General features: G+C 74.1%; 27 protein-coding genes. 10 read left to right on the top strand and 17 right to left on the bottom strand.

Going from position 1 to position 23,272, the window contains the following annotated elements; genetic code table 11:
* Positions 1–10 precede the first annotated feature (10 nt).
* Genes DSM104329_RS08335 through DSM104329_RS08320 form a run of 4 tightly spaced genes read right to left on the bottom strand, consistent with a single transcriptional unit; the run spans position 11 to position 3,810 of the window.
* A complete protein-coding gene (locus DSM104329_RS08335; RefSeq protein WP_259314969.1) occupies positions 11–748 on the bottom strand; it encodes a cyclase family protein in 738 nt (245 codons plus the stop codon).
* Positions 745–2,217, bottom strand: a complete 1,473-nt coding sequence (locus tag DSM104329_RS08330; RefSeq protein WP_259314968.1) for an APC family permease — start codon at positions 2,215–2,217, stop codon at positions 745–747. The genes DSM104329_RS08335 and DSM104329_RS08330 overlap by 4 nt, the downstream gene beginning before the upstream one ends.
* 16 nt (positions 2,218–2,233) lie before the next feature.
* Positions 2,234–2,974, bottom strand: coding sequence for an SDR family NAD(P)-dependent oxidoreductase (locus DSM104329_RS08325; protein ID WP_259314967.1), 741 nt, complete (start codon positions 2,972–2,974; stop codon positions 2,234–2,236).
* Between the two features lie 11 nt (positions 2,975–2,985).
* A complete protein-coding gene (locus DSM104329_RS08320) occupies positions 2,986–3,810 on the bottom strand; it encodes an SDR family NAD(P)-dependent oxidoreductase (protein ID WP_259314966.1) in 825 nt (274 codons plus the stop codon).
* A gap of 215 nt (positions 3,811–4,025) precedes the next feature.
* Between DSM104329_RS08320 and kynU the strand changes: the two genes are divergently transcribed.
* Complete coding sequence (gene kynU / locus DSM104329_RS08315) at positions 4,026–5,255, top strand: kynureninase (protein ID WP_259314965.1); 1,230 nt, start codon at positions 4,026–4,028, stop codon at positions 5,253–5,255.
* On the opposite strand, the gene DSM104329_RS08310 is transcribed toward kynU, so the two are convergent.
* Positions 5,252–6,049, bottom strand: coding sequence for an aspartate dehydrogenase domain-containing protein (locus DSM104329_RS08310; protein ID WP_259314964.1), 798 nt, complete (start codon positions 6,047–6,049; stop codon positions 5,252–5,254). The two genes, kynU and DSM104329_RS08310, sit on opposite strands and share 4 nt — an antisense overlap.
* A 17-nt stretch (positions 6,050–6,066) precedes the next feature.
* On the opposite strand from DSM104329_RS08310, the gene DSM104329_RS08305 reads away from it, so the two are divergent.
* Positions 6,067–6,588, top strand: a complete 522-nt coding sequence (locus DSM104329_RS08305) for a MarR family winged helix-turn-helix transcriptional regulator (protein ID WP_259314963.1) — start codon at positions 6,067–6,069, stop codon at positions 6,586–6,588.
* The gene (locus DSM104329_RS08300; RefSeq protein WP_259314962.1) at positions 6,588–7,544 is read left to right on the top strand and encodes an SDR family NAD(P)-dependent oxidoreductase; all 957 of its coding nucleotides are present in this window, start codon (positions 6,588–6,590) and stop codon (positions 7,542–7,544) included. Before DSM104329_RS08305 ends, DSM104329_RS08300 begins: the two co-directional genes overlap by 1 nt.
* On the opposite strand, the gene DSM104329_RS08295 is transcribed toward DSM104329_RS08300, so the two are convergent.
* Both DSM104329_RS08295 and DSM104329_RS08290 read right to left on the bottom strand, forming a co-directional pair.
* Entirely contained in the window at positions 7,513–8,556 is a 1,044-nt protein-coding gene (locus DSM104329_RS08295; RefSeq protein WP_259314961.1) for an HD domain-containing phosphohydrolase, read from the bottom strand. The two genes, DSM104329_RS08300 and DSM104329_RS08295, sit on opposite strands and share 32 nt — an antisense overlap.
* A gap of 121 nt (positions 8,557–8,677) precedes the next feature.
* Positions 8,678–9,235: a CGNR zinc finger domain-containing protein gene (locus DSM104329_RS08290; protein WP_259314960.1), complete on the bottom strand. Its 558-nt coding sequence runs from the start codon at positions 9,233–9,235 to the stop codon at positions 8,678–8,680.
* A gap of 88 nt (positions 9,236–9,323) precedes the next feature.
* Here DSM104329_RS08290 and DSM104329_RS08285 point away from each other — a divergent pair, with 88 nt between their 5' ends.
* On the top strand, positions 9,324–9,638 hold the full coding sequence (locus DSM104329_RS08285; RefSeq protein WP_259314959.1) for a hypothetical protein: 315 nt from the start codon (positions 9,324–9,326) through the stop codon (positions 9,636–9,638).
* A gap of 25 nt (positions 9,639–9,663) precedes the next feature.
* Here DSM104329_RS08285 and DSM104329_RS08280 read toward each other — a convergent pair whose 3' ends face one another.
* Positions 9,664–10,602, bottom strand: coding sequence for a LysR family transcriptional regulator (locus tag DSM104329_RS08280; RefSeq protein WP_259314957.1), 939 nt, complete (start codon positions 10,600–10,602; stop codon positions 9,664–9,666).
* Positions 10,603–10,719: 117 nt separating this feature from the next.
* Here DSM104329_RS08280 and DSM104329_RS08275 point away from each other — a divergent pair, with 117 nt between their 5' ends.
* The 4 genes from DSM104329_RS08275 (at position 10,720) to DSM104329_RS08260 (ending at position 15,080) form a co-directional block, all read left to right on the top strand.
* Complete coding sequence (locus DSM104329_RS08275; protein WP_259314956.1) at positions 10,720–11,046, top strand: hypothetical protein; 327 nt, start codon at positions 10,720–10,722, stop codon at positions 11,044–11,046.
* A gap of 159 nt (positions 11,047–11,205) precedes the next feature.
* On the top strand, positions 11,206–12,195 hold the full coding sequence (locus DSM104329_RS08270; protein WP_259314955.1) for a dehydroquinate synthase/iron-containing alcohol dehydrogenase family protein: 990 nt from the start codon (positions 11,206–11,208) through the stop codon (positions 12,193–12,195).
* Positions 12,196–13,713 carry a TldD/PmbA family protein gene (locus DSM104329_RS08265; protein WP_259314954.1) on the top strand — a complete coding sequence of 506 codons (1,518 nt, stop codon included), beginning with the start codon at positions 12,196–12,198 and terminating at the stop codon, positions 13,711–13,713.
* Positions 13,710–15,080 carry a metallopeptidase TldD-related protein gene (locus DSM104329_RS08260; protein ID WP_259314953.1) on the top strand — a complete coding sequence of 457 codons (1,371 nt, stop codon included), beginning with the start codon at positions 13,710–13,712 and terminating at the stop codon, positions 15,078–15,080. The genes DSM104329_RS08265 and DSM104329_RS08260 overlap by 4 nt, the downstream gene beginning before the upstream one ends.
* A 6-nt stretch (positions 15,081–15,086) precedes the next feature.
* Here DSM104329_RS08260 and DSM104329_RS08255 read toward each other — a convergent pair whose 3' ends face one another.
* From DSM104329_RS08255 to DSM104329_RS08235, 5 genes are read right to left on the bottom strand one after another with little or no spacing between them, the layout of a single operon-like run.
* On the bottom strand, positions 15,087–15,950 hold the full coding sequence (locus DSM104329_RS08255) for a polysaccharide deacetylase family protein (RefSeq protein ID WP_259314951.1): 864 nt from the start codon (positions 15,948–15,950) through the stop codon (positions 15,087–15,089).
* Positions 15,951–16,005: 55 nt separating this feature from the next.
* Positions 16,006–16,233, bottom strand: a complete 228-nt coding sequence (gene secG, locus DSM104329_RS08250; protein ID WP_259314949.1) for a preprotein translocase subunit SecG — start codon at positions 16,231–16,233, stop codon at positions 16,006–16,008.
* Between the two features lie 25 nt (positions 16,234–16,258).
* Positions 16,259–16,543: a hypothetical protein gene (locus DSM104329_RS08245; RefSeq protein ID WP_259314947.1), complete on the bottom strand. Its 285-nt coding sequence runs from the start codon at positions 16,541–16,543 to the stop codon at positions 16,259–16,261.
* Positions 16,544–16,549: 6 nt separating this feature from the next.
* On the bottom strand, positions 16,550–18,715 hold the full coding sequence (locus tag DSM104329_RS08240) for a heme lyase CcmF/NrfE family subunit (RefSeq protein ID WP_259314945.1): 2,166 nt from the start codon (positions 18,713–18,715) through the stop codon (positions 16,550–16,552).
* Between the two features lie 11 nt (positions 18,716–18,726).
* Positions 18,727–19,134: a cytochrome c maturation protein CcmE gene (locus DSM104329_RS08235; RefSeq protein ID WP_259314944.1), complete on the bottom strand. Its 408-nt coding sequence runs from the start codon at positions 19,132–19,134 to the stop codon at positions 18,727–18,729.
* A gap of 507 nt (positions 19,135–19,641) precedes the next feature.
* Here DSM104329_RS08235 and DSM104329_RS08230 point away from each other — a divergent pair.
* Entirely contained in the window at positions 19,642–20,058 is a 417-nt protein-coding gene (locus DSM104329_RS08230; RefSeq protein WP_259314943.1) for a hypothetical protein, read from the top strand.
* 32 nt (positions 20,059–20,090) lie between these two features.
* Here the strand turns inward: DSM104329_RS08230 and DSM104329_RS08225 are convergent, their stop codons facing one another.
* Positions 20,091–20,465: a hypothetical protein gene (locus tag DSM104329_RS08225; protein WP_259314942.1), complete on the bottom strand. Its 375-nt coding sequence runs from the start codon at positions 20,463–20,465 to the stop codon at positions 20,091–20,093.
* Positions 20,466–20,693: 228 nt separating this feature from the next.
* Between DSM104329_RS08225 and DSM104329_RS08220 the strand changes: the two genes are divergently transcribed.
* The gene (locus DSM104329_RS08220; RefSeq protein ID WP_259314940.1) at positions 20,694–21,065 is read left to right on the top strand and encodes a hypothetical protein; all 372 of its coding nucleotides are present in this window, start codon (positions 20,694–20,696) and stop codon (positions 21,063–21,065) included.
* A gap of 25 nt (positions 21,066–21,090) precedes the next feature.
* Here the strand turns inward: DSM104329_RS08220 and DSM104329_RS08215 are convergent, their stop codons facing one another.
* The 3 genes from DSM104329_RS08215 to DSM104329_RS08205 are packed head-to-tail and all read right to left on the bottom strand — an operon-like array spanning position 21,091 to position 23,258.
* On the bottom strand, positions 21,091–21,360 hold the full coding sequence (locus tag DSM104329_RS08215; protein WP_259314938.1) for a LapA family protein: 270 nt from the start codon (positions 21,358–21,360) through the stop codon (positions 21,091–21,093).
* A gap of 9 nt (positions 21,361–21,369) precedes the next feature.
* Positions 21,370–22,800: an MFS transporter gene (locus DSM104329_RS08210; RefSeq protein WP_259314937.1), complete on the bottom strand. Its 1,431-nt coding sequence runs from the start codon at positions 22,798–22,800 to the stop codon at positions 21,370–21,372.
* On the bottom strand, positions 22,797–23,258 hold the full coding sequence (locus tag DSM104329_RS08205; protein WP_259314936.1) for a MarR family winged helix-turn-helix transcriptional regulator: 462 nt from the start codon (positions 23,256–23,258) through the stop codon (positions 22,797–22,799). The genes DSM104329_RS08210 and DSM104329_RS08205 overlap by 4 nt, the downstream gene beginning before the upstream one ends.
* Between the last annotated feature and the right edge of the window lie 14 nt (positions 23,259–23,272).

Raw genomic sequence — 23,272 nt, 5'->3', positions numbered from 1 at the left:
GTGGATGTGCTCACCTGAGTCCGACCACCCGCGTGGGGCCGCCGGAGCCGAAGCTGGTCTTGATCGGGAGGGCGAGCGCCAGCGCACCGGTCGCGGGGAGCGCATCGAGGTTCGCCACGTTCTCGACGATGAACGCGCCGGATCCGAGCACGGCCCGGTGCGCCGCGAGGGTCAGGGCGACGTGGCCGCCGTCCATCCCGATCGTGTCGATGCCCACGCCGCGCACTCGGCGGTCGACGAACAGGTCGGCGGCGGCGCCCGACAGCCCCGGCCAGTGCCACGTTCCGTCCTCGGCTGTCACCACGTAGTCGCTCGGTTGCCGGTAGCGGGCGTCCCATCCCGTGTGCAGGAAGACGATCGCCCCCTCTTCGATGCGCCCGTGACGCGCTTCGAAGCGCTCGAGGTCCGCGAGCGAGACGTCGAAGTCGATCGCGTCGCCCCGCTGCTCGCGCAGGTCGACCTTGACCGCGGGGCCGGCGAGCGCCGCGAACGGGATCTCGTCGAGGTACCGCCCACCTTTGATCACGTGCGCCGGCGCGTCCATGTGCGTGCCGACGTGCTCCATGAACGAGATCAGTCCGAAGCACAGCGGGAGGTCGGGATCGTCGATGTCGCCGACCGGCGTGAGGTCGAATCCCGGCTGCCCGGGGAACACCGGGTCGCCGACGGCCAGGGGATGGCTGAGGTCGACGACGTCGGCGGCCGCCACGAGCTCGACGAGCCGGCTGCCCGTGCCCACCTCGGTCATGCCCGCCCCGCAGGCTGCCGGTCGTCCGCGGCCACCGCCGGCGGCCCGTCGTCCGGGCCGGGATCCCCGGATGCGGCCTCCGCGTCGAACGCGCCGGCCAGCCGGCTTCCGGCGGCGACCATCACCACGACCCCGATCACCAGCCAGGCGAGCGTGATCCAAGGGAGGCGGTCCTGCGGCGACGGCGGCGTCGGCCAGAACTGGGCGGTGATGGGCAGCAGCATGACGAGCGCCCCGAGGACCGGGACGAGCACGTGGGAGGCCCAGCGGAACTCCGGCTTGTGCTTGGTCCAGTAGAAGCGCCCGACGGTCAGGTTGGCAGCGATGAACACGAGGATCAGCAGGAGGATCGCCGGCGTGGAGACCCACGTGTAGGCGGTGAGCCCGTTCTGGCCGTCGATCGACAGCGGCACGAGGAACACGATGCTCATGAGCCCGCAGACGGCGAGCGCGTTGACCGGCGTCGCGTAGCGCGCGCTCGTCCGGCCGAACCAGGAGGGGATCGCGCCGTTGCGCCCGAGCGCGAACGCGACGCGCGCGAAGCCGTTTGTCACCGCCAGCGTCGCGCCGATGAGCGCGTTGATGAGGATGAGGTCGACGATGACCGAGGCCGACGTGACGTAGCGGGCCGTCAGCGTGTCGAAGGCGGCGGGGTCGCTGGCGAGCTGGTCGATGTTGTCGACGCCGTAGCCGATGGTGACCGCGTAGCTGCCGATCACGTACAGCAGGCCGACGACCAGGGTGCAGCCGATGACCGCGCGCGGCACGTTGCGCCGCGGCTCGCGCGTCTCCTCCGCGAGCGTCGCCGAGATCTCGAACCCGACGAAGGACAGCACGCCGAAGACCATGGCGAGACGGATGCCGTCGAGCCCGTTCGGAGCGCCGTCGAACGTGAACGGCTTCGTGCTGAAGCCGTCGTCGCCGCCCTGTACGAGGATGGCGATGACGACGATCGCGACCGCGAGCAGCTCGATGCCGAGCATCACGAGCCCGACGCGCTCGGAGATGCGGATGCCGATGATCGACAGGGCCAGCACGACCGCGACGACCGCCAGGGCGAGCCAGATCCACGGGATGTCGATGCTCGCGTGACGGGCGAGCAGGTCCGAGATGAACGCGCCTGAGATCGCGGCGCCGCCGATGGCCGCGCCGAGATACGCGCCGAAGGTGGCCCACCCCGCCATGAAGCCGAGCCGGGCGCCCGCTGCACGCTGGATGAACCCGTAGAAGGAGCCGGCCCCGCTGATCTTGCGCGAGTATTGGGCGACGGTCCAGGCGGTGAGCAGGACGCCGACCATCGCCAGGATGAAGACGAGGGGCACGGCGGCCCCGGCATTGCCGGCGACGACCGGCGTGTTGAAGAACAACGAGATGGCCGGCCCCATGAGCACGGCTGAGAGCACGACGATGCCGGTGACCCCGAGCGATCCGGGCCGCAGGCGGCTGGACTGCGTTGCGTCGTCTGTCATGACTCCTCCTTGTGGGTCACGCGGTCAGTCCCGCGTCGACGAGCAGTGCGGTGCCGGTGACGAACGAGGCGTCATCGGAGGCGAGGAAGAGGACCGCGTCGGCGATCTCCTCCGGCGCCGCCAGCCGGCGGTGCAGCGGGTGGATGCGGCCGTACTCCGCCATCAGCGCCTCGGAGTCGCCGGGCGCGACGACCGAGGCGATCATCGGCGTGCGCACCGCGCCGGGACACACGGCGTTGACGCGGACGTCCGGCGCGTAGTCGAGCGCCATGCCCTTCGTCAGCTGGACGAGCCCGGCCTTCGACGGCCCGTACGCCGACTCGGCGCGCAGGCCGACGAACGCGAGCGCCGAGGCGACGTTGACGATCGCCCCGTCGGTCCGGCGCAGCGGCTCGAGCGCGTGCTTGGACACGAGGAAGGCGCCGGTGAGGTTGACGCGCAGCGTCTGCTCCCACGCGGCGAGGTCCGTGCTCCCGGCGGGCTCCTGGGGCCCCGCGATGCCGGCGTTGTTGACCACGGCGTGCACGGCGCCGCGCTCCGCGACGACGGCCGCGAGCGCCGAGCGGACCGCGGCCTCGTCGCCGACGTCGACGGCGAAGGAGCGACCGCCGCGGGGCAGCGCCGCGGCGGTCGCCTCCGCCGACTGCCCGTCGACGTCGAGGCAGGCGACCCACGCGCCCTCGCCCCCCAGGCGGAAGGCGATGGCGGCGCCGATCCCGCGCCCCGCGCCGGTCACGATGACCGTGCGACCGGTCATCCTCCGGGCGATCACTGCGCGGTCACCCCACCGTCGACGGGAAGGGCGATCCCGGTGACGAACGTGCTCTCGTCGCTGGCGAGGTAGGCGATGGCCGCGGCGATCTCCGCCGGATCGGCCACCCGACCGAGCGGTTGCGTCGCGGCGACCTCGCGCCGGGCCGCCTCGGGGTCGTCGCTGCCAGCGATCCAGCGCGCGACGAGCGGCGTGTCGGTGAAGCCGGGGCAGACGCAGTTGACGCGCACACCGTGCGGCGCCGCATCGAGCGCGGCGGCGCGGGTGAGGGCGACGATCGCACCCTTGCTCGCGCAGTAGGCGGCCTGGCCGGGCCAGCCGACGAGCCCCGCGTCGGAGGCGGTGAAGACGACGCTGCCCGATCCGCGGGCGACCATGTGGCGCAGCGCGGCGGCCGCGCAGGCGAACGCCCCGGCGACGTTGACGTCGAGCACCCGGGCCAGGTCAGCCGGGGACGTGTCCCAGATCGGCGCGTCGAGCGTCACGCCGGCGTTGGCGACGAGCACGTCGAGGCGGCCGCTCGTGGCGACGACCCGGCCGACGAGCGCTTCGACCGCCTCAGCGTCCGTGACGTCCACCGCGCAGGCGACGGCGTCCGGCAGCTTGCTCGCCTGGGCGGCGCTTCCGTCCACGTCGACGTCGGCGAGCCAGACCAGGGCGCCCTCGGCGGCCAGGCGCGCCGCAGTGGCGGCGCCGATGCCCGACGCCGCGCCGGTCACGAGCGCCACCCGGCCGGCGAACCGGCTCAGCCCAGCGGCCCGCGGGTCGACGCTGCGCTGCGGCGTGCTCGTGTCGGCGAGTCGTGTCGCGCCCAGGCTCACGCCGCTCCCGTCCCTTCCGTCCCGTTGACCGGCATCCAGTCTTCTCCCCGTCGCCAAACTGCAACGTAGACGATGCGACCTTACGCTCGTCATCAAGCAAGTGTCAAGACCTGATGGGAGAACTTGCACCAGATGAAGGAACGAGGTACAACGTACACAGCGCTTCTGTCCTGAACGCGCCTATCGTTCCGAGCGCAGTGAAAGAGGAGGGCCACGTGACGACCACCCACCCGGCGCCCGCGCCGGCACGGGACCGGGCCGACGCGCTCGACGCGAGCGACCCGCTCGCCTCGTTTCGCGAGCGCTTCCTCGTGCCCGACCCGGAGCTCGTGTACCTCGACGGCAACTCGCTGGGCCGGCTGCCGCTCGCCACGCGCGACCGCCTGGCGCACGCGATCGAGCACGAGTGGGGCGAGCGCCTCATCCGCTCCTGGGAAGAGCGCTGGCTGACCCTCCCCGAGGAGATCGGCGACCTCATCGGGGCGTCGATGCTCGGCGCGGCGCCCGGTCAGGTGGCGCTGGCGGACTCGACGACGGTCTGCCTCTTCAAGCTGGGGTCCGCCGCGCTCGACGCGCGGCCCGGCCGTACAGAGATCGTCACCGACGTCGACAACTTCCCGACCGACCGCTACGTCCTCGAGGGACTGGCCGCCCAGCGCGGGCTGACGGTCCGCTGGATCCACGGCGATCCGATCGACGCCGTGCGCGCCGACCAGGTCGCCGAGGCGGTGGGACCGCAGACCGCGCTCGTCCTGCTCTCGCACGTCTCGTACCGCTCGGCGGCGCTCGCTGACGTCGCGGCGATCACCCGCGTCGCCCACGACGCCGGCGCGCTCGTCCTGTGGGACCTGTGCCATACGGTCGGCTCCGTACCGGTCGAGCTCGACTCGGCGGGCGTCGACCTCGCCGCCGGCTGCACGTACAAGTACCTCAACGGCGGTCCCGGGGCCCCCGCGTTCCTCTACGTTCGTGCCGAGCACCAGGAGGCGCTGCGCCAGCCGATCTGGGGCTGGATCGGCCGCCACGACACGTTCGCCATGGCGCCGGGATACGAGCGCGCGCCCGGGATCCGCTCGATGCTGTCGGGCACGCCCCCGGTGCTGGGCCTGGTCGCCGTCCAGGAGGGCGCCCGCCTGTCCGCCGAGGCCGGGATCGACGCGATCCGCGCCAAGGGCATCGCGCTCACCGAGTTCGCCATCGAGGTGTGCGACGCCGTGCTCGCGCCGCTCGGCGTCACGCTCGCGTCGCCACGCGATCCGGCCCGGCGCGGCGCCCACGTGGCGCTCGCCCACCCCCGCGCCCGGGAGCTCTGCGCGCGGCTCGCCCGGCACGGGGTCATCACCGACTTCCGGACGCCAGACCTCCTCCGCCTCGGCCTGTCGCCGCTGACCACCCGCTTCACCGACGTGTGGGACGGCATCGACGCCCTCCGCCGGCTGCTCTAGACGAAGCGCAGCCCCGCACCGCCGCCTGTCGCCGTGACGATCGAGTGCATGACGGCGTCCGCCATCTCGACGCCGGAGACGCCCACGATCGGCCCCCGCTTGACGGTCTGCACCAGGCCGCCATCCTCGCCCTCCGCGCGCACCTCCGCGATCGCCTCCGAGAGCCCGGGGTCGGCGACGAGGATGCCGCGGCAGCGGTCGAGGCCGACCGTCGACAGCGCGGCGGTGACCATCGCGTTGACGTTTCGCGGAAAGCGGCGGGCGATCTCGCGGACCGGGCCGTCGAAGACGACGGTGCGCTCGCGGATGTCCACCGGGTCCAGCCCGACCGCGGTGAGCTCGATGTTCGACGGGTGCTTCGTGAACGTGACGGTCACCGAGCGCCACGCGCCGTGGCGCTCGGCCAGCGCGTCGACGCCGACCAGCGCGCCGTGCGGGATCAGCAGCCGGTGCCCCGACGCCTGCGCCGCCGCGCCGAGGGCGGCCTCGAGCCCGTCGTCGGCGAGCGCGGCGACCGAAAGCGGCAGGAGGTCGGCGAAGCCCAGGAGCTCCCGGCCCCACTCGGCCAGCAGCGCGGCCCCGGCCGCCTCGAGGACGAGATCAGGGCGCGCGACGCGCACCCCGGCGAGATCGGACTTGACGATCGCGGGCGGACATCCCGCCAGCTTCGCCGCCTGCCGGTCGCAGACGCACACGACGTCGAGCCCGAGACCCGAGTCGGCCGCGATGCGGTCGTACACGCGCCGCCCGATGAAGCCCATGCCGGCGATCCCGACGCGCGTGCGCTCTCGCATGGCGCCATCATGACGCCATGACCGAGCCGCGGCCCATGGCCGCCGATCGCGCCGAACGCGATGCCCGCCTGTCGGCGATCATGGACGAGATCGACCTGACGTCGACGACCTCGCACGTGTTGCGGCGGGCGCACTTCCGGGCCGAGGCGCTGTTCGAGACGATCATGCAGTCGGGCGACCTGACGCCGCGGCAGATGGCCGCGCTCGCCGCGGCCTACCAGCGCCCCGGCGCGACCGTCGCCGAGCTGGCCGAGGCCATCGCGGTGGACCGCAACACGCTGACCGCCATGCTCTCGCGGCTCATGGCGCGCGGTCTGGTGGAGCGGCAGCCCTCGGCCGCCGACCGCCGGGCGTGGTCGATCTTCATCACCGACGCTGGCAAGGACGTGCTGCTCGACGTCGTGCCCAACAGCGAACGGCTGCAGGCCGAGATCCTGCGGCCCCTGCCGCCGGAGTACCGGCCGCTGTTCGTCAAGTGCCTGCGGCTCATGAGCGGGCTCGAGGGCAACAGCCCAGACGCCGCCGGGCCGTTGAGCTGATGCTCGCGCGGCCGCTCGACACCGCGCTCGACCGGCTCGTCGTCCCGGGCTGGTCGCGGATCGGATGGGCGCTGCGGCGGCCGGGCTTCGAGGCGCCGCCGCCGGACGCGCTGGCCGGGCGCAGCGCGCTCGTCACCGGCGCCGGGTCGGGGATCGGCACGGCGGCGGCCACGGGGTTCGCCCGCCTCGGGGCGCGCGTCCACCTGCTCGTCCGCAACCGCGAGCGCGGGGAGCGTACCCTCGCGGAGATCGCGGCGGAGGTGCCGGGGGCGCAGCTCGAGCTCGAGGTCTGCGACGTGAGCCTGCTCGCCTCCGTGCGGGCGTTCGCCACCGCGTTCGCGGCGCGCGTGCCCGACCTCGGCGTGCTCGTGCACAACGCCGGCGTGCTGCCCGAGCGCCGGATCGAGACCGTCGAGGGCCACGAGCTGACGTTCGCCACGCACGTCCTCGGCCCGCACCTGCTCAGCCGGCTCCTGCCGGCGGGGCGGACGATCTGGGTGTCGTCGGGCGGCATGTACGCCCAGCGCCTGCGCGTGGACGACCTGCAGTACCGCGCCGGCGGCTACGACGGCACGACGGCCTACGCGCGGACGAAGCGCATGCAGGTCGCGCTCGCCGAGGAGTGGGCGCTCCATCGCCCCGAGCGGGTCACGCACGCGATGCACCCCGGGTGGGTCGACACGCCGGGGCTGGCGGAGTCGCTGAGCGCCTTTCACCGCCTCGCCCGACCGTTGCTGCGTACGCCCGAGCAGGGCGCCGACACGATCGTCTGGCTGGCGGCCGCCGCGGCGCCCGGGCGCTGCAACGGGCGCTTCTGGCAGGACCGCCGCCCGCGGCCCACGCACCTGCTGGGCCGGGGCGGGGACGACCCCGCCGACCGCCGGACCCTCTGGGACGCGTGTGAGGCGCTCACCGCGCCGCCGGTCACAGCAGGACCGGGTGCTCCAGCGTCGTGAACGCATCGACCACCTGAGGGTCGAAGCGGCACGCCCGATCCCCGACGATCGTCGTGACCGCCCGGTCCACGCTCCACGCGTGCTTGTACGGGCGGACGTGGGTCAGCGCATCGAAGACGTCGGCGACCGCGACGACCCGGCCGGCGAGGGGGATCTTCTCGCCGCACAGCCCGTGCGGATAGCCGGCACCGTCCCAGCGCTCATGGTGGGTCAGCGCGATCTGCTCGGCCGTGCGCAGCAGCTCCGAGCCGCTGCCGCGCAGGATCTGGGCGCCGGCGAGGGTGTGGCGCTGCATGACGTCGCGCTCCCGGGGCGTGAGCGGCCCGGGCTTGAGCAGGATGGAGTCCGAGATCGCGATCTTGCCGACGTCGTGCAGCGGCGCGGCGAGTCCGACCTGCTCGCCGTCCGCGTCGGACAGCCCCATGAGGAAGGCCAGCTCCCGGGCCGTGCGGCCGACGCGCTGCGTGTGCTCCCCGGTGCGGTCGTCGCGGAACTCGGCGGCCAGCGCGAGCCGCTGCAGCATCTCCATCCGCGCCGACTCGAGCTCGACGGTCCGCTGGCGGACGCGCGCCTCCAGCGACGCCTCGACCGCCGCATGCTGGAGCTGCAGCTCGCGCATCTCGAGCAGGTTGCGCACGCGCAGGCGGACCTCCTCGGCGTCGAACGGCTTGGTCAGGAAGTCGCGCGCCCCGGCGTCGAGCGCCCGGCGGCGGACGTCCGGCGTGATGTCCGCGGTCAGGACGAGCACGGGCAGCGAGAGCGAGCGGCGGCTGCCGATCCGCAGCTGCCGCATGACGCCGAAGCCGTCGAGGCCCGGCATGTGGAGGTCGAGCATGAGCAGGTCCGGCTCGCGCGTCCGGCAGCGGGCCAGCGCGTCGTGTGGGTCCGTCGTGGTCTCCACGCGCTGGAAGTGCCAGCTCTCGAGCAGCGCCCGCAGCGCGAGCACGTTGGCGGGCTCGTCGTCGACGACGAGGATCTGCAATCCCTCGATCCAGCGATCACGCCCCCGCACGATTGCTCCTTCGGCCTGGCGATGCGCCGGATGTCGGACCGGCGCGCCGGGGAGGCTAGTAGATGGTCGTGCAAACGCGCCGGGCGCCCGAAACTGGCGGCGACCCTCGCCCGGCCCCAGCTCAGCTCGACGGGCTCCTGCGCTCGCGCGCCCGGAACGTGCGGACCTTCTGGCGGTTGCCGCAGACGGCCATGTCGCACCACACGGCGGAGCGGTTGCGCGACTTGTCGTAGAAGGCGGCTTGGCAGTCGTCGGCGGGACAGACCTTCAGCCGCGGCCACGTGCCGTCGTCCTGGGCGCCGGCGACGCGGGCGAGCACGCGACCCAGCGCGGCATCCACGCCCTTGGCCAGCGGCTCCAGCCGCGCGGTCCCGTCCTCGGCGAAGCGCACCGACAGCTTCGCGCGCCGGGCGGCGGCGTCGACCGCGGCCGCCGCGGCGCGATCGGGCGGCTCGCCGTGGTTCGCCCGCAGCATCGAGCGCAGCGCCTCGCGCATCTCGCGGGCGCGCTCGACCTCGCGGGCGGTCGGCGCGGCTCGCTCACCGCCGAGCAGGTCGCGCTCCCGCAGCCAGTCGCCGAGCGCCTCGGGAGACGTGAACGTCTCGCGGTCGTCCTCGGCGTCGTACGTGTTGACGAACGCCCGGACGATCTCCAGCTCGCCGGGGGCCGCATTGCTCATCGTGACACCACCATAGCGTTGTGACAGGTTAGCTAACCTGCTATTCTCTATTGGTAGTTACAGCAGACGCGATCAGGGGAGGGCCGTCGTGTTCCCGTCGTTCTTTCATCACGCCACGCGCTCGTATCACCCGGCTGACCCGGCCCGGCGTCGTGCACGCGGCGACGACCTCGGCCAGCCGGTGACGATCCGTGTGTCCGAGCTGCGCGAACCGGCGCTCGAGCGCCTGGCCGCGCTGGACGGCGCGCCGCTGCCCGCGGGCCCGCGCCTCATCGCGGAGATCGGCGGCCGGCCGATCGCGGCCGTCGGGCTGCGCGGCGGCGAGGCCGTCGCCGACCCGTTCGAGCGCAGCGCGCCGTTCGTCGAGCTGCTGCGCGTGCGCGCGGGTCAGCTGGCGCGGTAGGGCGCGCCCGGTGGGCGCGGCCGCGTCAGCTTGCGAGCTGGAGGTCGTGGCGGCTGGCCTGCCAGCCCCGCCCGACCTCCTCGAGGATGGCCACCATCGCCTGGGTGGCGGGACCGCGCGCCGACCCCGCGAGCGTCGCCGCCAGCACGCGGCGGCGCGGGGCGACGCCCACGAGAGTGCGGATCGCGATGTCGTCGCGCGGCGTCGTCAGCGCCAGGTCCGGGATCAGCGCGACGCCCACGCCGGCCGCGATGAAGCCTTGGATGGCGGCGTAGTCGTCGGACTGGAAGGCCATCCGCGGCTCGAACCCGCACGCCGCGCACGTGCGCAGGAAGATGCGGGTGTCCGGGCACGTGGCCCGGCTCGTGCCCTGGATCCACGCCTCGCCCTGAAGATCCTCCAGGCGCAGCCGCGCCTTGGCCGCCATCGGATGGTCGCCCGGCAGCGCGACGAACATCGGATCGTCGAGGAGGTGGACGGTCTCGATCGCCTCGTCCTCGATCGGGGCGAACCCCGCCTCGAGCGTCACCGCGACGTCCGCCTCCCCCGCCTTCAGCGCCACGAGCGCCTCGTCGGGCTCGCGCGGCTCGAGGATCAGCTCCACACCCGGATGGCGCTCGCGGAACGCCGCCACCGCCATCGGCATGAGCGACGCGCCGGCGCTCGGGAACGCGACCACGCGGACACGGCCGCCGCGCAGGCCCGCGATCGCCTCGAGGTCGCGCTCGGCCGCCTGCAGGCGGGCGAGGATCGCGTCCGCGTGGCCGACGAGCGCCTCGCCGGCCTCCGTGAGCCGCACGGCGCGCGCGCTGCGCTCGACGAGCTTCGTTCCCGCCTCGCGTTCGAGGGCGGCGATCTGCTGGGAGATGGCCGACTGCGTGTAGGCGAGCGACTCGGCCGCGCCGGAGAACGAGCCCTGGGCGGCGACCTCACGGAGCACCCGGAGGCGCTTGACGTCGAGCATAAGCGCACCTTATCGCGACCAGCTCGAAATGTCATTTGTTCTGATGACGTCACGGTGGCATCGTCTTGGACGTCTTCTCGGTAGCCCCGCAGATCAAGCCAAGGAGGTGCACCGGACATGACCACCATGCACACCACCCTCGAGACCATCGTCATCCGGCCGGCGCGCCCCGAGGACGAGCGCGCGCTGACGCGCCTCGCCGCTCTCGACAGCGCCGCCGCGCTGCAGGGCGAGGTCCTCGTGGCCGACGTCGAGGGCGACGTCGTGGCCGCGCTCGCCGTCGAGCAGGATCGGGCCGTCGCCGACCCCTTCCGCCCCACCGCGGACCTCGTCGAGCTCCTCCGCACGCGTGCCCGCCTCATGGGCATCCCGGGGAGCACGAACCGGCGCCGGCGGCTTTCCCTCCGCCGCCCCTCGCCGGCCGTCGCGCTCGCGCGACCGTGACGTTGCCGCCGGCGGCGGGCGCGTGCCCCGCCGCCGGACGGCCGCGGCGTCCCGCCCCCAGGCCATCGCTTCACGTCCGGCCGTCTGCGCGCGCTCAGCGGGCACGGGCGGCCGAACGCCGCTGTGCGGCCCGGCCGCGCGCCGCGCATACTGCACCGGATGACCGAGAGCTTTCGCTGGCAGGACGGCGAGCGCACGATCCGTTTCGGCCGCGGCGCGCTCGCCGACGCGCCCTCGCTCCTCGGCGACGGCTACCTGCTGCTCACCACGCCCCGTGCGGCCGCCGCGGCGCCCTCCATCGTCGAGGCGGCCGGCGAGCGCCATGACGTCCCGGCCGGCCGGGTCGACGACGCGGCCGGCGACCTGCTCGAGCGCCTCGGCGACGCCGCCGGCCTGCTGATCGTCGCGCTCGGCGGCGGGCGGGTCATCGACGTCGGCAAGGGCATCGCCGGCGCGGCCTGCGCCCGCGCGCTCGCCGCCGTCCCCACGACCCTGTCGGCCGCCGAGATGACCGGCGTGCACCGGCCGCCCCGCGGCCTGCGCCTGCGGCCGCTGCGCCCGTCCATCGTCCTCACCGACCCGACCCTGGCGGCGTCCCAGCCGCCCGGTCCGCTCGCGGCCAGCGCCGCCAACGCGCTGGCCCACGCGATCGAGGGTCCGCTCACGGTCCACGCCTCGCCGGTGCCGACGCTCGCCGCGATCGAGGCGGCGCGGCTGATCACCCGCGCGTGGGAGACCGCCGAGCCCGACCGCGACGCGCTCGCGCTCGGCGCCCTGCTGTCCGGCTACGCGATCGACGGCCAGGGCTACGGCCTGCACCACGTCGCCGCCCAGACGCTCGTGCGCGAGGCCGGCGTCGCCCACGGACCGGCGAACGCCGTCCTGCTCCCCCACACGGTCGAGGCGCTGCGCAGCCGCTCGCCCGAGCGCCTGGGCCGCATCGAGGCGGCGATGGGCGCCGAGGCCGCGGGCGTCGCCGCCGACCTCGCCCGGCACGCGGGCGCCGAGCGCATCCGCGACCTCGGCGTCCCCCACGACGCGCTGCCGGCGATCGCCGCCGCCGCGGCCCGGCGCGCCGACGGCCTGGAGCTCACGCCGCCCGCCGCCGACGCGGACGAGCTGCTGGCGCTGTACACGGCCGCCTGGTAGATGACCGCCGTGTCCGTGCGCGACCTCCTGCAGGACCTCCTCGGCGTCGTCCCCGCCGGGTGCGACCACGCCGAGGCGCGGGTCGTCGTCCGCGACAGCGAGGCGATCGGCGTGCGCAACGGCGCCGTCGAGTGGCTGGAGTCGGAGGCGTCGGCCGGGGTTGGCGTCCGGGTGCGCAGCGGCGGTGCCTGGGGCTTCGCCGCCACCGCCGAGATGACGCCCGCCGCCGCGCGCGGCGCGCTCGCCCGCGCGATCGCGGTCGCCGAGGCCCAGCCGCGCCCGGCCGCCGGCCGGCGCGCATGGGCGGCGGCAGTGACCGGCGTGACGCCCGCCACGGGCACCTGGGCGTCGCCGTGCGCGCAGGACCCGTTCGCCGTCTCGGTCGACGTGAAGCTCGATCACCTGCTGGCCGCCGAGGCGGCGATGGCGGGCGACGCGCGCATCGCGCGCCGCGAGGCGTCCTGCCTGAGCGTCCGCACGCACGTCACGTTCGCCTCGACCGCCGGGGCGCTGTGCGAGCAGACGATCGTCCACTGCGGCGGCGGCCTGGAGGCGCTGGCCGTCGACGGCGACGAGGCGCAGGTGCGTTCGTACCCGAGCGGGCACGGCGGATCGGTCGCCGCGGCGGGCTGGGAGCACCTGCTGAGCCTGGACCTCGCGGCGAACGCGCCGCGGGTCGCCGAGGAGGCGGTGGCGCTGCTCACCGCTCCGGTGTGCCCGACGGGCCCCGTCACGCTCGTGCTGGGCGGCGAGCAGCTCGCGCTGCAGGTCCACGAGTCGATCGGCCACGCGCTCGAGCTCGACCGCATGCTCGGCGCCGAGGCGTCCTACGCCGGCACGAGCTGGATCGCGCCGTCGGACATCGGCTCGCTGCGCTTCGGCTCGGAGCCCATGCACGTCACGGCCGACGCCACGCTGCCCGGCGGCCTGGGCACGTTCGCCTGGGACGACGAGGGCGTGGCGGCGCGGCGCACGACGCTCGTCGACGGCGGGATCCTGCGGGCCGCGCTGTCGGACCGGACGTCCGCGGCCGCCATCGGGCTCGCCGAGTCGGGCGGCTGCGCGCGCGCCGACGGCTTCGCGCGCCAGCCGATCGTCCGGATGACGAACGTCTCGCTCGAGCCGGGCGGCGCCGGGTCGCTCGCCGACCTGCTGGCCGACACCGGTGAGGGCCTGTATCTCGAGACGAACCGCTCGTGGTCGATCGACGACCGCCGCCTGCACTTCCAGTTCGGGACGGAGATCGCGCGCGAGATCCGGCGCGGAGAGCTCGGCCGGCTGTATCGCAACGCCTCCTACGCGGGCGTGTCGCCCCGGTTCTGGGGGTCGCTGGACGCGGTCTGCTCGGCGCCCGAATGGCGCCTGCACGGGCTGCTGAACTGCGGCAAGGGCGAGCCGGGCCAGATCATGGCGGTCTCGCACGGCACCGCGCCGGCGCGGTTCCGGGGCGTCGAGGTGGGCGCGGGTGGCGGCGGTCCGGGACCCTCCGAGGCGCGCTGCCGGACGGCGGCGCGATGACCGGCCCGCCCGATCCGCTCGACCTCGCGGGCCGGGTCCTGGAGGCGGCCGGCGGCGGCGAGACCCAGGTCACCGTGGTGCACGAGCGCTCGCTGACCAACCGCTTCGCCGGCTCGGTCCCGACCCAGGCCACCGCCCTGGACACCGTCACCGTCCACGTCCTCTCGGTCGTGGACGGGCAGACCGGTGGGGCGTCCTGCACCGCGCTCGACGACGCGACGCTGCGCGCCACCGCCGGGCGCGCCCGCCGGGCCGCCGAGGCCGCCGCCCGCTCGGGACCGGGCATCTACCCGGGCCTGCCGGAACCCGCAGCGGGCGGCGGGCACGACGGCTTCGACGCGGCGACCGCCGAGCTCGACCCCGCCGCCGCCGGCGCCGCGCTGGCGGCCGCCGCCGGCGCGGCCGGTGAGCACGGCCTGGACGCCGACGGCGTCTGGACCGCGGGCGACGTCCGTACGGCGATCACGTCCTCGCGGGGCCTGGCCGTCGCCGACCGGGTCACGGACGCCGCGATGCGCGTGCTGTGCCGGGACGCCTCCGGCCGCGCGGGCTTCGCGGCCGGCGCCGGCACGGGCCTCGGCCACGTCGACGGCGCCGCCCTCGCGCACCGCGCCGCCGCGAAGGTGGTCACCGGCCAGGCGGCCGGCCTGGAGCCCGGCGAGTACCCGGTCGTCCTCGAGCACGAGGCGGTCGGGGCGCTGCTGGACATGCTCGGCGACCTCGCCTTCAACGGCCTCGCCCACGCCGAGGGCCGCGGCGCGCTCGTCGGCCGGCTCGGCGCCCGCGTCGCGGCGCGGGGCATCGAGCTGTCCGACGCCCCGCGCTTCCCCGGCACGCTGCCGCGGGCGTTCGACGCCGAGGGCGTGCCGAAGGCGCCCCGGCCCCTGATCGAGGACGGCGTCGCGCGCGCGGTCGTCCACGACACGCGCTCCGCCGCGATCGCCGGCGACGGCGCCGCGTCGACCGGCCACGCGCTCGAGCCCGGCGGCAGCGCCTGGGGCCCGGGGACGCGCAACCTCGTCCTGGCCGGCGGCGGCGCCGCGTCGGTGGACGAGCTCGCCGCGCCGATCGAGCGCGGCATCTACATCACCCGCCTCTGGTACCTCAACGTCGTCCACGAGCGCAGCGCGCTGTTGACGGGCGTCTCGCGCGAGGGCACCTTCCTCGTCGAGGACGGCCGGATCGCGCGGCCGCTGCGCGACGTGCGCTTCACCGACTCGGTCCTGCGGATCCTGGCGGCGACCGAGGCGCTGACCTCCGCCCAGCGGCTGGTCAGCGAGGCCGAGTTCTACGGCACGCGGTTCGCCTCGGGCACCGTTGCGCCGGCGCTGCGCGCGGACGGGTTCCGCATCACGGGCGGCGCCTGAGCGGGGTCAGCCGGCCGCGCTCGCAAGCGCCCCGACGAGCTCGGTCGGCGACTCGCCCCCGCGGACGCGGATGCGCGGCAGCGCGTAGGGATCGTCGTCCGGCGCGGCATCTCCCGGGATCTCGGTCGTCGCCGCGCGGTAGCCCGCGGCGCGCACCGCGGCCTGCACCGTGGGGTCGTAGTGCCCGGCGGGGTAGCAGAACGCGTTGACCGGGACCCCGAAGCGCCGCTTGATCTCGGCCCTCGACCCGGCCAGCTCGCGCCGCAGGGGGTGCGGCGCCAGCGTCGTGAGGTCCGGGTGCGTCAGCGTGTGCGAGTCGATCTCCCAGCCGGCAGCGATCAGCCGGCGGACGCGGCGCGCGCTGATGCCGTCGTGCCCGAGGTTGTGCAGCGCGAGGTTCAGGACGCCCGGCCAGCCCAGGCGGCGCAGGACGGGCGCCGCGTAGTGCGACTGGCCGTAGTAGCCGTCGTCGAAGGAGAGCACGACGGGCTTGGACGGCAGCTTCGCGCGGTTGCGCCAGTTGTCCAGGACGGCGTCGAGGGTCACCGCGTGGTAGCCCGCGACCCGCAGCGCCTCCATCTGCCGCGCGAAGAGCTCCGGTGACACCCACAGGTCGGGATACGGGGCCCCGGGGGTGATGTTGCCGACGACGTGGTACATGAGGATGGGCACAGGGCCCGGGCGCGTGCGATGGACCGGGGCGAGCCCGGTCGGGCCGATCGCCGGCTGCTCGGATGCCTTCGCCGGCCCGTTGGCGACCTGACCGGCCCCGGTCTCGGCCGCGTGCCGTGCCGACGTTGGCTCCCCGCCGCCGCAGCCGGCGAGGCCCACGAGGACGACGACGAGCGCCAGGAGGCCGCCACGGTGCACGATCAACCCTTACCAGGTGGGCCGGAGCGACGGGGTCCGTCGCCGAACCCGCTCGTCAGCCGATCTTGATGAGGATGATCGTGTTGATCACGAACGCGATCGCGATCCCGACCGTCCAGCGGTTCAGGTTGCGCTCGACGAGCGAGCCGCCGCCGAGCGGGCCCGCGCCGGTGCCCACGCCGAACGCGCCGGAGAGGCCCGCGTCCTTGCCCGAGTGCATGAGCACCAGGAAGATGAGCAGGACCGCGAGGAAGACCTGGACGACGTCGAGGATCAGCTCCATGAGGCCCGCATCGTAGTGGGTCCGATCAGTCTTCGAGCTCGTCGAGGCGGCGCAGGATCTCCACCGCCTCGGCCCGCAGTTGGCGGTCGAGCACGCGCCAGTCGGGCTCGGACAGCTTCCCGGTCTGGTGGTCGAGCTCGGCGTCGCGGATCTCGCGGTACTTCGCCTCGCGCTGGGCCTCGAGCTCGTCGCGGTCGGTGTGGTCGCGCTCGCGCACCGCGTCCACGCGCCGGCGCCGCAGCGGCGCCGACACCGCGGCGACGACGAGCAGGAGCAGGGCGAGGATCGCCAGCAGCGCGAGCACGTCCACCGGGGCTCAAGCCTGGCCGAGATCCTGGGCCACGCGCGCCTTCAGGCCCGCGGTGGCGCGCCGGCGCGCGGCGTCGGGCGCCGGCCACAGGGCGATCAGGCCGCCCGAGAAGACGATGAGGCTGCCCGCCCAGATCCAGAACACCAGCGGTGAGTTGATCACCCTGAACGTCGTCGCGGGCGGCTGGCGCTCGTAGGCGAGCGCGATCCCCTGCAGCGCGGCGGCCGTCGTGAGCCCCTCGCCCTGCGGCGACGCGATGAAGCGGTCGGCCCCGCCCACCGCCTTCATCACCCAGGTCAGGTCCGGGCTCACCGCGCTCCACAGGTCGTGGGTGACCCCGGCGTCGAGCCCGATCTCGCTCTCGCCCTCGCCCGAGACCAGGCGCTGCACGGGCGGCATCGTCGGGTTCATCGCCGGGTAGTAGCCGCGCGACGGGCGCAGGGTCGTGACGACCTTGCCGTCCTTGGACACCTGCAGCACCGCGCCGAGCACGAGCGCCGCTCCGGTGTCCTGCGGGTCCGACGCGGTGCCGGTCGCCTGCACGTAGCGCACGTCGTAGCCGTCCACGCGGGCCGACTGGCCCGGCTTGAGCGTGATGTCGCGCGCCACCTGGAAGGCCGACGAGCCGGCCACGCCGACGAAGAGGATCGCGATGCCGAGGTGGACGAAGTAGCCGCCGTAGCGCCGGCGGTTGCGACGCACGAGCGAGACGAACGCCATCGGCACCGGCTCGTGCGACATGGCCCGCCGGGCGCGCACCCCGCGGAAGATCTCCTGGCCGACCGTGCCCGCCACGAACGCCGCCAGCGCGAACATCGCCAGCGCGAGCGGCTTCTGCGGCACGCCGCCGACCGGCAGAAGCGCGACGAGCGCGACGAGCCCGCACAGGACCGGGACGGTGAACGTCCGGCGGAGGTTCGCCACGGTCGCGCGGCGCCAGGCGATGAGCGGGCCGATCCCCGACAGCAGTACGAGGACGAGCGCGAGCGGCACCGTGTAGCGGTTGAACCACGGCGGCCCGACCGACGTCTCGTTGCCGGTGACCGCCTCGGAGATCAGCGGGAAGAACGTGCCCCAGAAGACGACGAAGCACAGCGCGACGAGGACGATGTTGTTCAGCAGGAACACCGCCTCGCGGGAGAACAGCGAGTCCAGGCGGTGCTCGGAGCGCAGGACATCGCGCCGCCAGATCACCAGCGCGATCGACCCGAGCGCCATCCCGCAGATCAGCACGACGAACGGGATGCCGAGCGTCGACGCGCCGAACGCGTGGATGGAGTTCAGGATGCCGCTGCGCACGAGGAACGTGCCGAGGACGCAGAGCGTGCCGGTCGCCAGGACGAGCGACACGTTCCAGATCTTCAGCATCCCCCGCTTCTCCTGGATCATCACGGAGTGCAGGAACGCGGTGCCGATCAGCCACGGCATGAGCGAGGCGTTCTCGACGGGATCCCAGGCCCAGTAGCCGCCCCAGCCGAGCTCCGCGTAGGACCAGCGCGCGCCGAGGAGGATCCCGATGCCGAGGAACAGCCACGCGGCCAGGGCGAACCGGCGCGTCGAGCGGATCCACTCGGCGTCCACCCGCCGCGCGATCAGCGCGCCCACCGCGAACGCGAACGGGATCGCGAACAGCGTGTAGCCCGAGTACAGCATGGGCGGGTGGATCATCATGCTCGGGTGGCGCAGCAGCGGGTTGAGGCCGACGCCCTCGGGCGGCGCCGCCACGACCGTCTCGAACGGCGTGACCTTGAAGACGAGCAGCACGCAGAAGAACGCGCCGTAGCCGAGCAGCACGGTCGTCGCCCAGGGCACGACGTCGCGCATGCGCCGGCGCGTCATGAACAGCACCAGGCTCGACCACAGGGACAGCAGCCAGACCCACAGCAGCAGCGAGCCCTCCTGCGAGGACCACACGGCGGCGGCCTTGTAGAAGGTCGGCGTGGTGGTCGACGAGTGCTGCGCGACCGTGACGAAGTGGAAGTCCGAGCGCAGGAAAGCGATCTCGAGGACCGCGAACGCGACCGTGAGCAGCGCGGCCAGCGCGTAGACGGAGCGCCGCGCCGAGTCGACCCACTCGCGCCGGCCGGTCCGCACGCCGTAGAGGGCGGCGAACATCCCGTAGGCACAGACCCCCAGGGCGATGATCAGGGCCGCGCGGCCGACGATCGCCATCGGTCAGCGCCCTACGACGGCGTCTTCTCGGCGGTGAACTTCGACGGGCACTTCGTGATCAGCGAGTCGCGCTCGCCGACGAACGTCCCGTCGGATCCCCGCTTCACGGTGACGATGACCTCGCGGCCCTCCCGGAACGGGTCGGGCACCGTGCCCGTGTAGCGCACCGGCACCGCCGCGGTGCCCTTGCGGTCGCGCACCTTGAACAGCAGCTCCTCGCCCTCGCGCCGGACCGAGCCGTCGGCAACCTTGCCGGTGAGCTGGTAGGTGCGGCCCTTGTCGACCCCGGCGAGCAGGTCGCTGGGGCTCTTGGCCTGGCTGCCGGCGCTGAAGCTCGTGTAGACGAGGCCGCTGGCCAGCAGCAGCGCGGCGGTGAGGGCGATGACCAGGCGGATACGGCGTTTGCGGGCGGGGTTCATGTCTGGCTTGCAGTCTACGAAGGTCACGCGCCGAACGGCGCGCTCAAGCGATCGCCCAGGAAATTCGATGGATGTTGCGAAACGAATGGCGTCCCGCGGCGTCCTTTGGGGCAGAGAGGAAAAAGCGATGTCCCCGTCAACCCCCATGCGATCTCGTATAGCCCGCCAGCTCCAGCGACTCGGGCCCACGTCCGCGCGCCGCGCCCCGACCCGGCCGGAGCGGACGGACCGCCCGGACCCCACGGCCGCCGCCCCGGCGACAGCGACCGCTCCCACGCCGGCTCCGGCTCCGGCTCCGGCAGCGGAGCCTCCAGACCCGGAGGCCCGGGTGCGGGAGGCCGGCGGCCCGATCGACCGAGCGACGTACACCTGCTCCTGCGGGATGGTGTTCGCCGCGCCCGTGTCGACCTCGGTCTCGTGCCCGCATTGCGGCACGACTCAGGCCTGGTAGCGGCGAGCCCCACCCGCGATTAGATCCCCGGCGTGTCCGGGTACCTTGCTGACCCGATGGTCAGGAAGCTCTTGAGCCGCCCCGTCGCGCTGGTGCTCATCCTGCTCATGGCAGCCGGATCGGTCGCCATGTGGGTCGTCGTGCCGGTGCTCTGGCTGTGGCTGGGGTCGAAGCTGCAGGAGGGCTCCTCGCCGTCGCTCGGGCCGTACCTGCTCGTGATCGTCGGCATCCCGGTGACGATGGTGATCATCGGCAAGGTGCTCTCCCGGCTGGACCGCCTCTACGCCGCCGTCCTGCGCGCCCCGCGCCGGCAGCGCGTCCAGGCGTCGTGGCAGAAGTCGATGCGCGGCGAGCGCGGGTCCACCCGCCAGCGCACGATCCTCGACAGCGTGATGGTCGTGTCGGTGAGCGTCGCGCTGCTGGCGTTCGGCGTGTGGTTCTTCGGCTTCGCCGGGTCGTCTCTGCCCAGCTGACCGGGCCGAAGCGCCCGGGCGAGGCGGCCGCCTCAGACCACGACGCCCTGGTCGACGAGCCAGTCGGCGACCACGGGCGGCGGATCGCCGTGGAACTCGGCGCGGGCGGCGAGGCGCAGCAGCGCCTCGCGGTCGTCGCCGGTCTGCTGTGTCTTGTGCGCGAGATAGCGCACGATGGCGCCCGCCATGACGATCTGCGGCACCTCCTGCTCGGGGTCGATGCGCCGCACGACCTCGGCGATCCGCTCGTCGAGCGGCTCCTCGAGCAGGGCGCGCGCGGGCTCGTCGGCGTCCTCGAGCAGCTGGGCGAACTCGCCGACGTCCGCGTTCTCGTCGTCCGGGTCGACGATCTCCGCGGCGCGACGGGCCAGCTGGGCGAGCGTGACGGGTTCGGGTTCGGTCGGCATGTGAGGCGGGCTACCCGGTGACGGCCGCCGGTGCACGCGGCGCCGCAAACGATCGACGCCCCGGCCCGTGGGGCCGAGGCGTCGCCGGGGTCCTCGATCCCTGGAGGTAGATCGAGGGTGCTCTGCTCCACCTGGCCGCTTCGTAGGAGGAGTCCGAACCGACCAGGTCAAGCGCGACGTTACCCCCGAACCTAAAGCCCAGACGAGGGAACGCCGATTTGTCCCGGAATGCTTCGACTCACGCTCCTCGCCGCCGGCGCGGCCCTCGCGCTCGCCGCCCCCACCGCCGCTGTCGCCGCCGACTCCAACCCCGCCTCGGGGGTCTGCCCGCTGAAGGTCGCGGGCGTCCCCGGCGGCAAGCTCACCGCCGGGGTGAACATCGCCGACGCCGATTCGACCGCGACCCGCAAGGCACGCTGCGGCGTCGTCGGCCGGGTCGTCCGCACGCTGGTGCGCGAGGGCGCCGAGATGCCGATGAAGGCGGCCGGCTACCGCTGCACGCCGGTGATCGCCGGATCGCGCATCCGCTGGACGTGCGTCTACCGCGGCGGCACGCCCCGCACCACGGTCACGCTGAACTTCGGCTACCGGGTGAGCTAGCGGTTGGCATGGAGACCATCGGCCACTAGGCGCTCTTCTTCTTCTTCCTGCTGGTCCGCTGGCGCACGGCCAGCGCACCGACGCCGGCGCCGAGCAGGAACGCGACGCCGAGCGCCACGATCAGCGGCGTGCGCCAGGTGCCGAAGATCCAGTTGACCCGCACGTACTGGAAGTTCGCCAGGGCGAACGCCAGCATCAGGCAGAGCACGATCGCGAAGCCGATCTGGGTCGCCGTGATCCGCCGGCGCGGCTTGGATTCGTGGTCGAGCTCGGAGGTGTGCGGTCGCGTGGCCATGAGCCGAGCCTACTCGGCCACGATCCGCTCGGGCGCGGTTGCCGGCCGGCTCCGCGCGCGGCTTGCCCGGCGCTCCGGAAGGACCCATGCGAGCACCGCCGCAACGACGCAGAAGCCGACCGCGATCCACAGCGCGACGCCGTAGCCGTTCTCGGTCGGCAGCTGGGACCCCGCGGGGGTGTGGCCGGCGAGGACCGCCGCCGTGAGGGCGCTGCCGAGCGAGAAGCCGACGTACCGGACCACCTGGTAGAAGCCCATCGCGCTGCCGGTCTCGCGGCGCGGCACAGAGCGGACGATCAGGCCGGGAATCGCCGCGAACGACAGCCCGAGGCCGACGCCGATGATCGCCATCATCACGAACGCCTCCCAGAGGCCGCCGTGCAGGAGGGCGAAGAAGGCGCTCGCGGTGCCGACGGTCAGCGCGCCGAGCGGCAGGATCGCGCGCTCGCCGATCGTGTGCGCCAGCCACGGCAGCATGCGGCTCGCCGCGAGGCTCATGATCGAGAACGGCACGAGGATTAGGCCGGCGACCACGACGCTCGCCCCGAACCCGTAGCCGGCGGCCGTGGGGGTCTGCACGTAGGCGATGACCGTGGAGATGTTGATGTACATCGCGACGCCCTGGACGAGCCCGACGGCGTTCCCGGTCAGGACCGACGGATGGCGCAGGAGGCGCAGCTCGACGAGCGGCGCGGAGCAGCGCAGCTGCTGGAAGACCCATGCGCCCAGCAGGAGGACCGCGCCGGCGAGCAGCGCGACGACCGCGGGTGAGCTCCACGACCAGGTGCCGCCCTCGGCGATCGCGAGCAGCAGCGCGACGAGGCCGAGCGAGAGCAGCGCCGCCCCGGCGATGTCGAGGCGGGCGCCGTGGCCGTCACTGCTGCGCGGCACGACCGCCAGCGTGGCGGCGAGCGCGAGGCCGCCGACGACGGCGCCGAACCAGAACGCGGCGGACAGGCCGAGGCCGTCCGCGATCAAGCCGGTGAGCGGGTAGCCGGCGCCGACGCCCGCGGCCGCGCAGACGGACAGCAGCGCGATCACCGGGGCCACGCGCTCGCGCGGGAGGTGGTCGCGCGCGGCGGCCATGGTCAGCGGGACGAGCCCGAGGCCGACGCCCTGCATCGCCCGGCCGGCGACGAGCACGGCAAGGTCGGTCGCGACGGCGGAGACGATGCCGCCGGCGGTGACGACGGCGAGTCCGGCGGCCAGCGTCCGGCGCCGGTGCGGCCCGTCGCCGAGGCGGCCGAGGATGGGCGCGGCGATCGCGCCGGAGAGCAGCGCGGCGGTGAGCGACCACTGTGCGGTGCTGATCGAGACGTGGAGGTCCTCGGCGATCGTCGGGATGAGCGGCGCCCCGAGGGCGCTGACGATGGCGGTCACCATCGTGACGAAGATGAGGACTGGGGCCAGCATGGCGTCGCGGCGCAGCGCAGCGGTCACGACTCGCCCCGCTCCTGGAGCGCGTCGATCAGATGGCCGATGGTCTCGGTGGCGGCGACGAGCGCCCTGACCTCGTCGTCGGGCAGCTCCGCGGTCAGCGCGCGCAGGACGCCGCGGTAGTGGGCGCGCACGGCCCCCAGCTCGGCCCGCCCCGCGTCGGACAGCGAGACGAGCACGACGCGTCCGTCCTCGGTCGAGCGCTCCCGCTCGACGAGGCCGCGACGCTGCAGGCGGTCCACGAGTTGGGTGACGGTCGGCTGCGCGAGGACCTGCGTCTCGGCGAGCTCGGTGATGCGCCGGGGCCCGGCGTCCAGGCCGGCGAGCAGCGCGGACTCGGTCCGCGAGAGGCGGTCCGGGCCCGACCGCAGCAGCAGCCGCGTCAGCAGCGACGCACGCGGCAGGAGGGTGCTGGCGACGAGGTCGATCGCCTCGGTGCGCGATGGGGCGACGGCGCTCACGTCGGCAATTGTAT

This window comes from Capillimicrobium parvum (assembly GCF_021172045.1).
GTDB classification, from domain to species: domain Bacteria; phylum Actinomycetota; class Thermoleophilia; order Solirubrobacterales; family Solirubrobacteraceae; genus Capillimicrobium; species Capillimicrobium parvum.
Note: the sequence above shows the minus strand (reverse complement) of the source record. Positions and strands in the feature narration are given on the sequence as shown.

Bases quoted from the DNA above. Each gene is read 5' to 3' on its own strand.
- DSM104329_RS08335 (WP_259314969.1), bottom strand. From the start codon at position 748: ATGACCGAGGTGGGCACGGGCAGCCGGCTCGTCGAGCTCGTGGCGGCC.
- DSM104329_RS08330 (WP_259314968.1), bottom strand. From the start codon at position 2,217: ATGACAGACGACGCAACGCAGTCCAGCCGCCTGCGGCCCGGATCGCTC.
- DSM104329_RS08325 (WP_259314967.1), bottom strand. From the start codon at position 2,974: ATGACCGGTCGCACGGTCATCGTGACCGGCGCGGGGCGCGGGATCGGC.
- DSM104329_RS08310 (WP_259314964.1), bottom strand. From the start codon at position 6,049: ATGCGAGAGCGCACGCGCGTCGGGATCGCCGGCATGGGCTTCATCGGG.
- DSM104329_RS08305 (WP_259314963.1), top strand. From the start codon at position 6,067: ATGACCGAGCCGCGGCCCATGGCCGCCGATCGCGCCGAACGCGATGCC.
- DSM104329_RS08300 (WP_259314962.1), top strand. From the start codon at position 6,588: ATGCTCGCGCGGCCGCTCGACACCGCGCTCGACCGGCTCGTCGTCCCG.
- DSM104329_RS08290 (WP_259314960.1), bottom strand. From the start codon at position 9,235: ATGAGCAATGCGGCCCCCGGCGAGCTGGAGATCGTCCGGGCGTTCGTC.
- DSM104329_RS08280 (WP_259314957.1), bottom strand. From the start codon at position 10,602: ATGCTCGACGTCAAGCGCCTCCGGGTGCTCCGTGAGGTCGCCGCCCAG.
- DSM104329_RS08275 (WP_259314956.1), top strand. From the start codon at position 10,720: ATGACCACCATGCACACCACCCTCGAGACCATCGTCATCCGGCCGGCG.
- DSM104329_RS08270 (WP_259314955.1), top strand. From the start codon at position 11,206: ATGACCGAGAGCTTTCGCTGGCAGGACGGCGAGCGCACGATCCGTTTC.
- DSM104329_RS08265 (WP_259314954.1), top strand. From the start codon at position 12,196: ATGACCGCCGTGTCCGTGCGCGACCTCCTGCAGGACCTCCTCGGCGTC.
- DSM104329_RS08260 (WP_259314953.1), top strand. From the start codon at position 13,710: ATGACCGGCCCGCCCGATCCGCTCGACCTCGCGGGCCGGGTCCTGGAG.
- secG (WP_259314949.1), bottom strand. From the start codon at position 16,233: ATGGAGCTGATCCTCGACGTCGTCCAGGTCTTCCTCGCGGTCCTGCTC.
- DSM104329_RS08240 (WP_259314945.1), bottom strand. From the start codon at position 18,715: ATGGCGATCGTCGGCCGCGCGGCCCTGATCATCGCCCTGGGGGTCTGT.
- DSM104329_RS08235 (WP_259314944.1), bottom strand. From the start codon at position 19,134: ATGAACCCCGCCCGCAAACGCCGTATCCGCCTGGTCATCGCCCTCACC.
- DSM104329_RS08230 (WP_259314943.1), top strand. From the start codon at position 19,642: ATGGTCAGGAAGCTCTTGAGCCGCCCCGTCGCGCTGGTGCTCATCCTG.
- DSM104329_RS08225 (WP_259314942.1), bottom strand. From the start codon at position 20,465: ATGCCGACCGAACCCGAACCCGTCACGCTCGCCCAGCTGGCCCGTCGC.
- DSM104329_RS08220 (WP_259314940.1), top strand. From the start codon at position 20,694: ATGCTTCGACTCACGCTCCTCGCCGCCGGCGCGGCCCTCGCGCTCGCC.
- DSM104329_RS08215 (WP_259314938.1), bottom strand. From the start codon at position 21,360: ATGGCCACGCGACCGCACACCTCCGAGCTCGACCACGAATCCAAGCCG.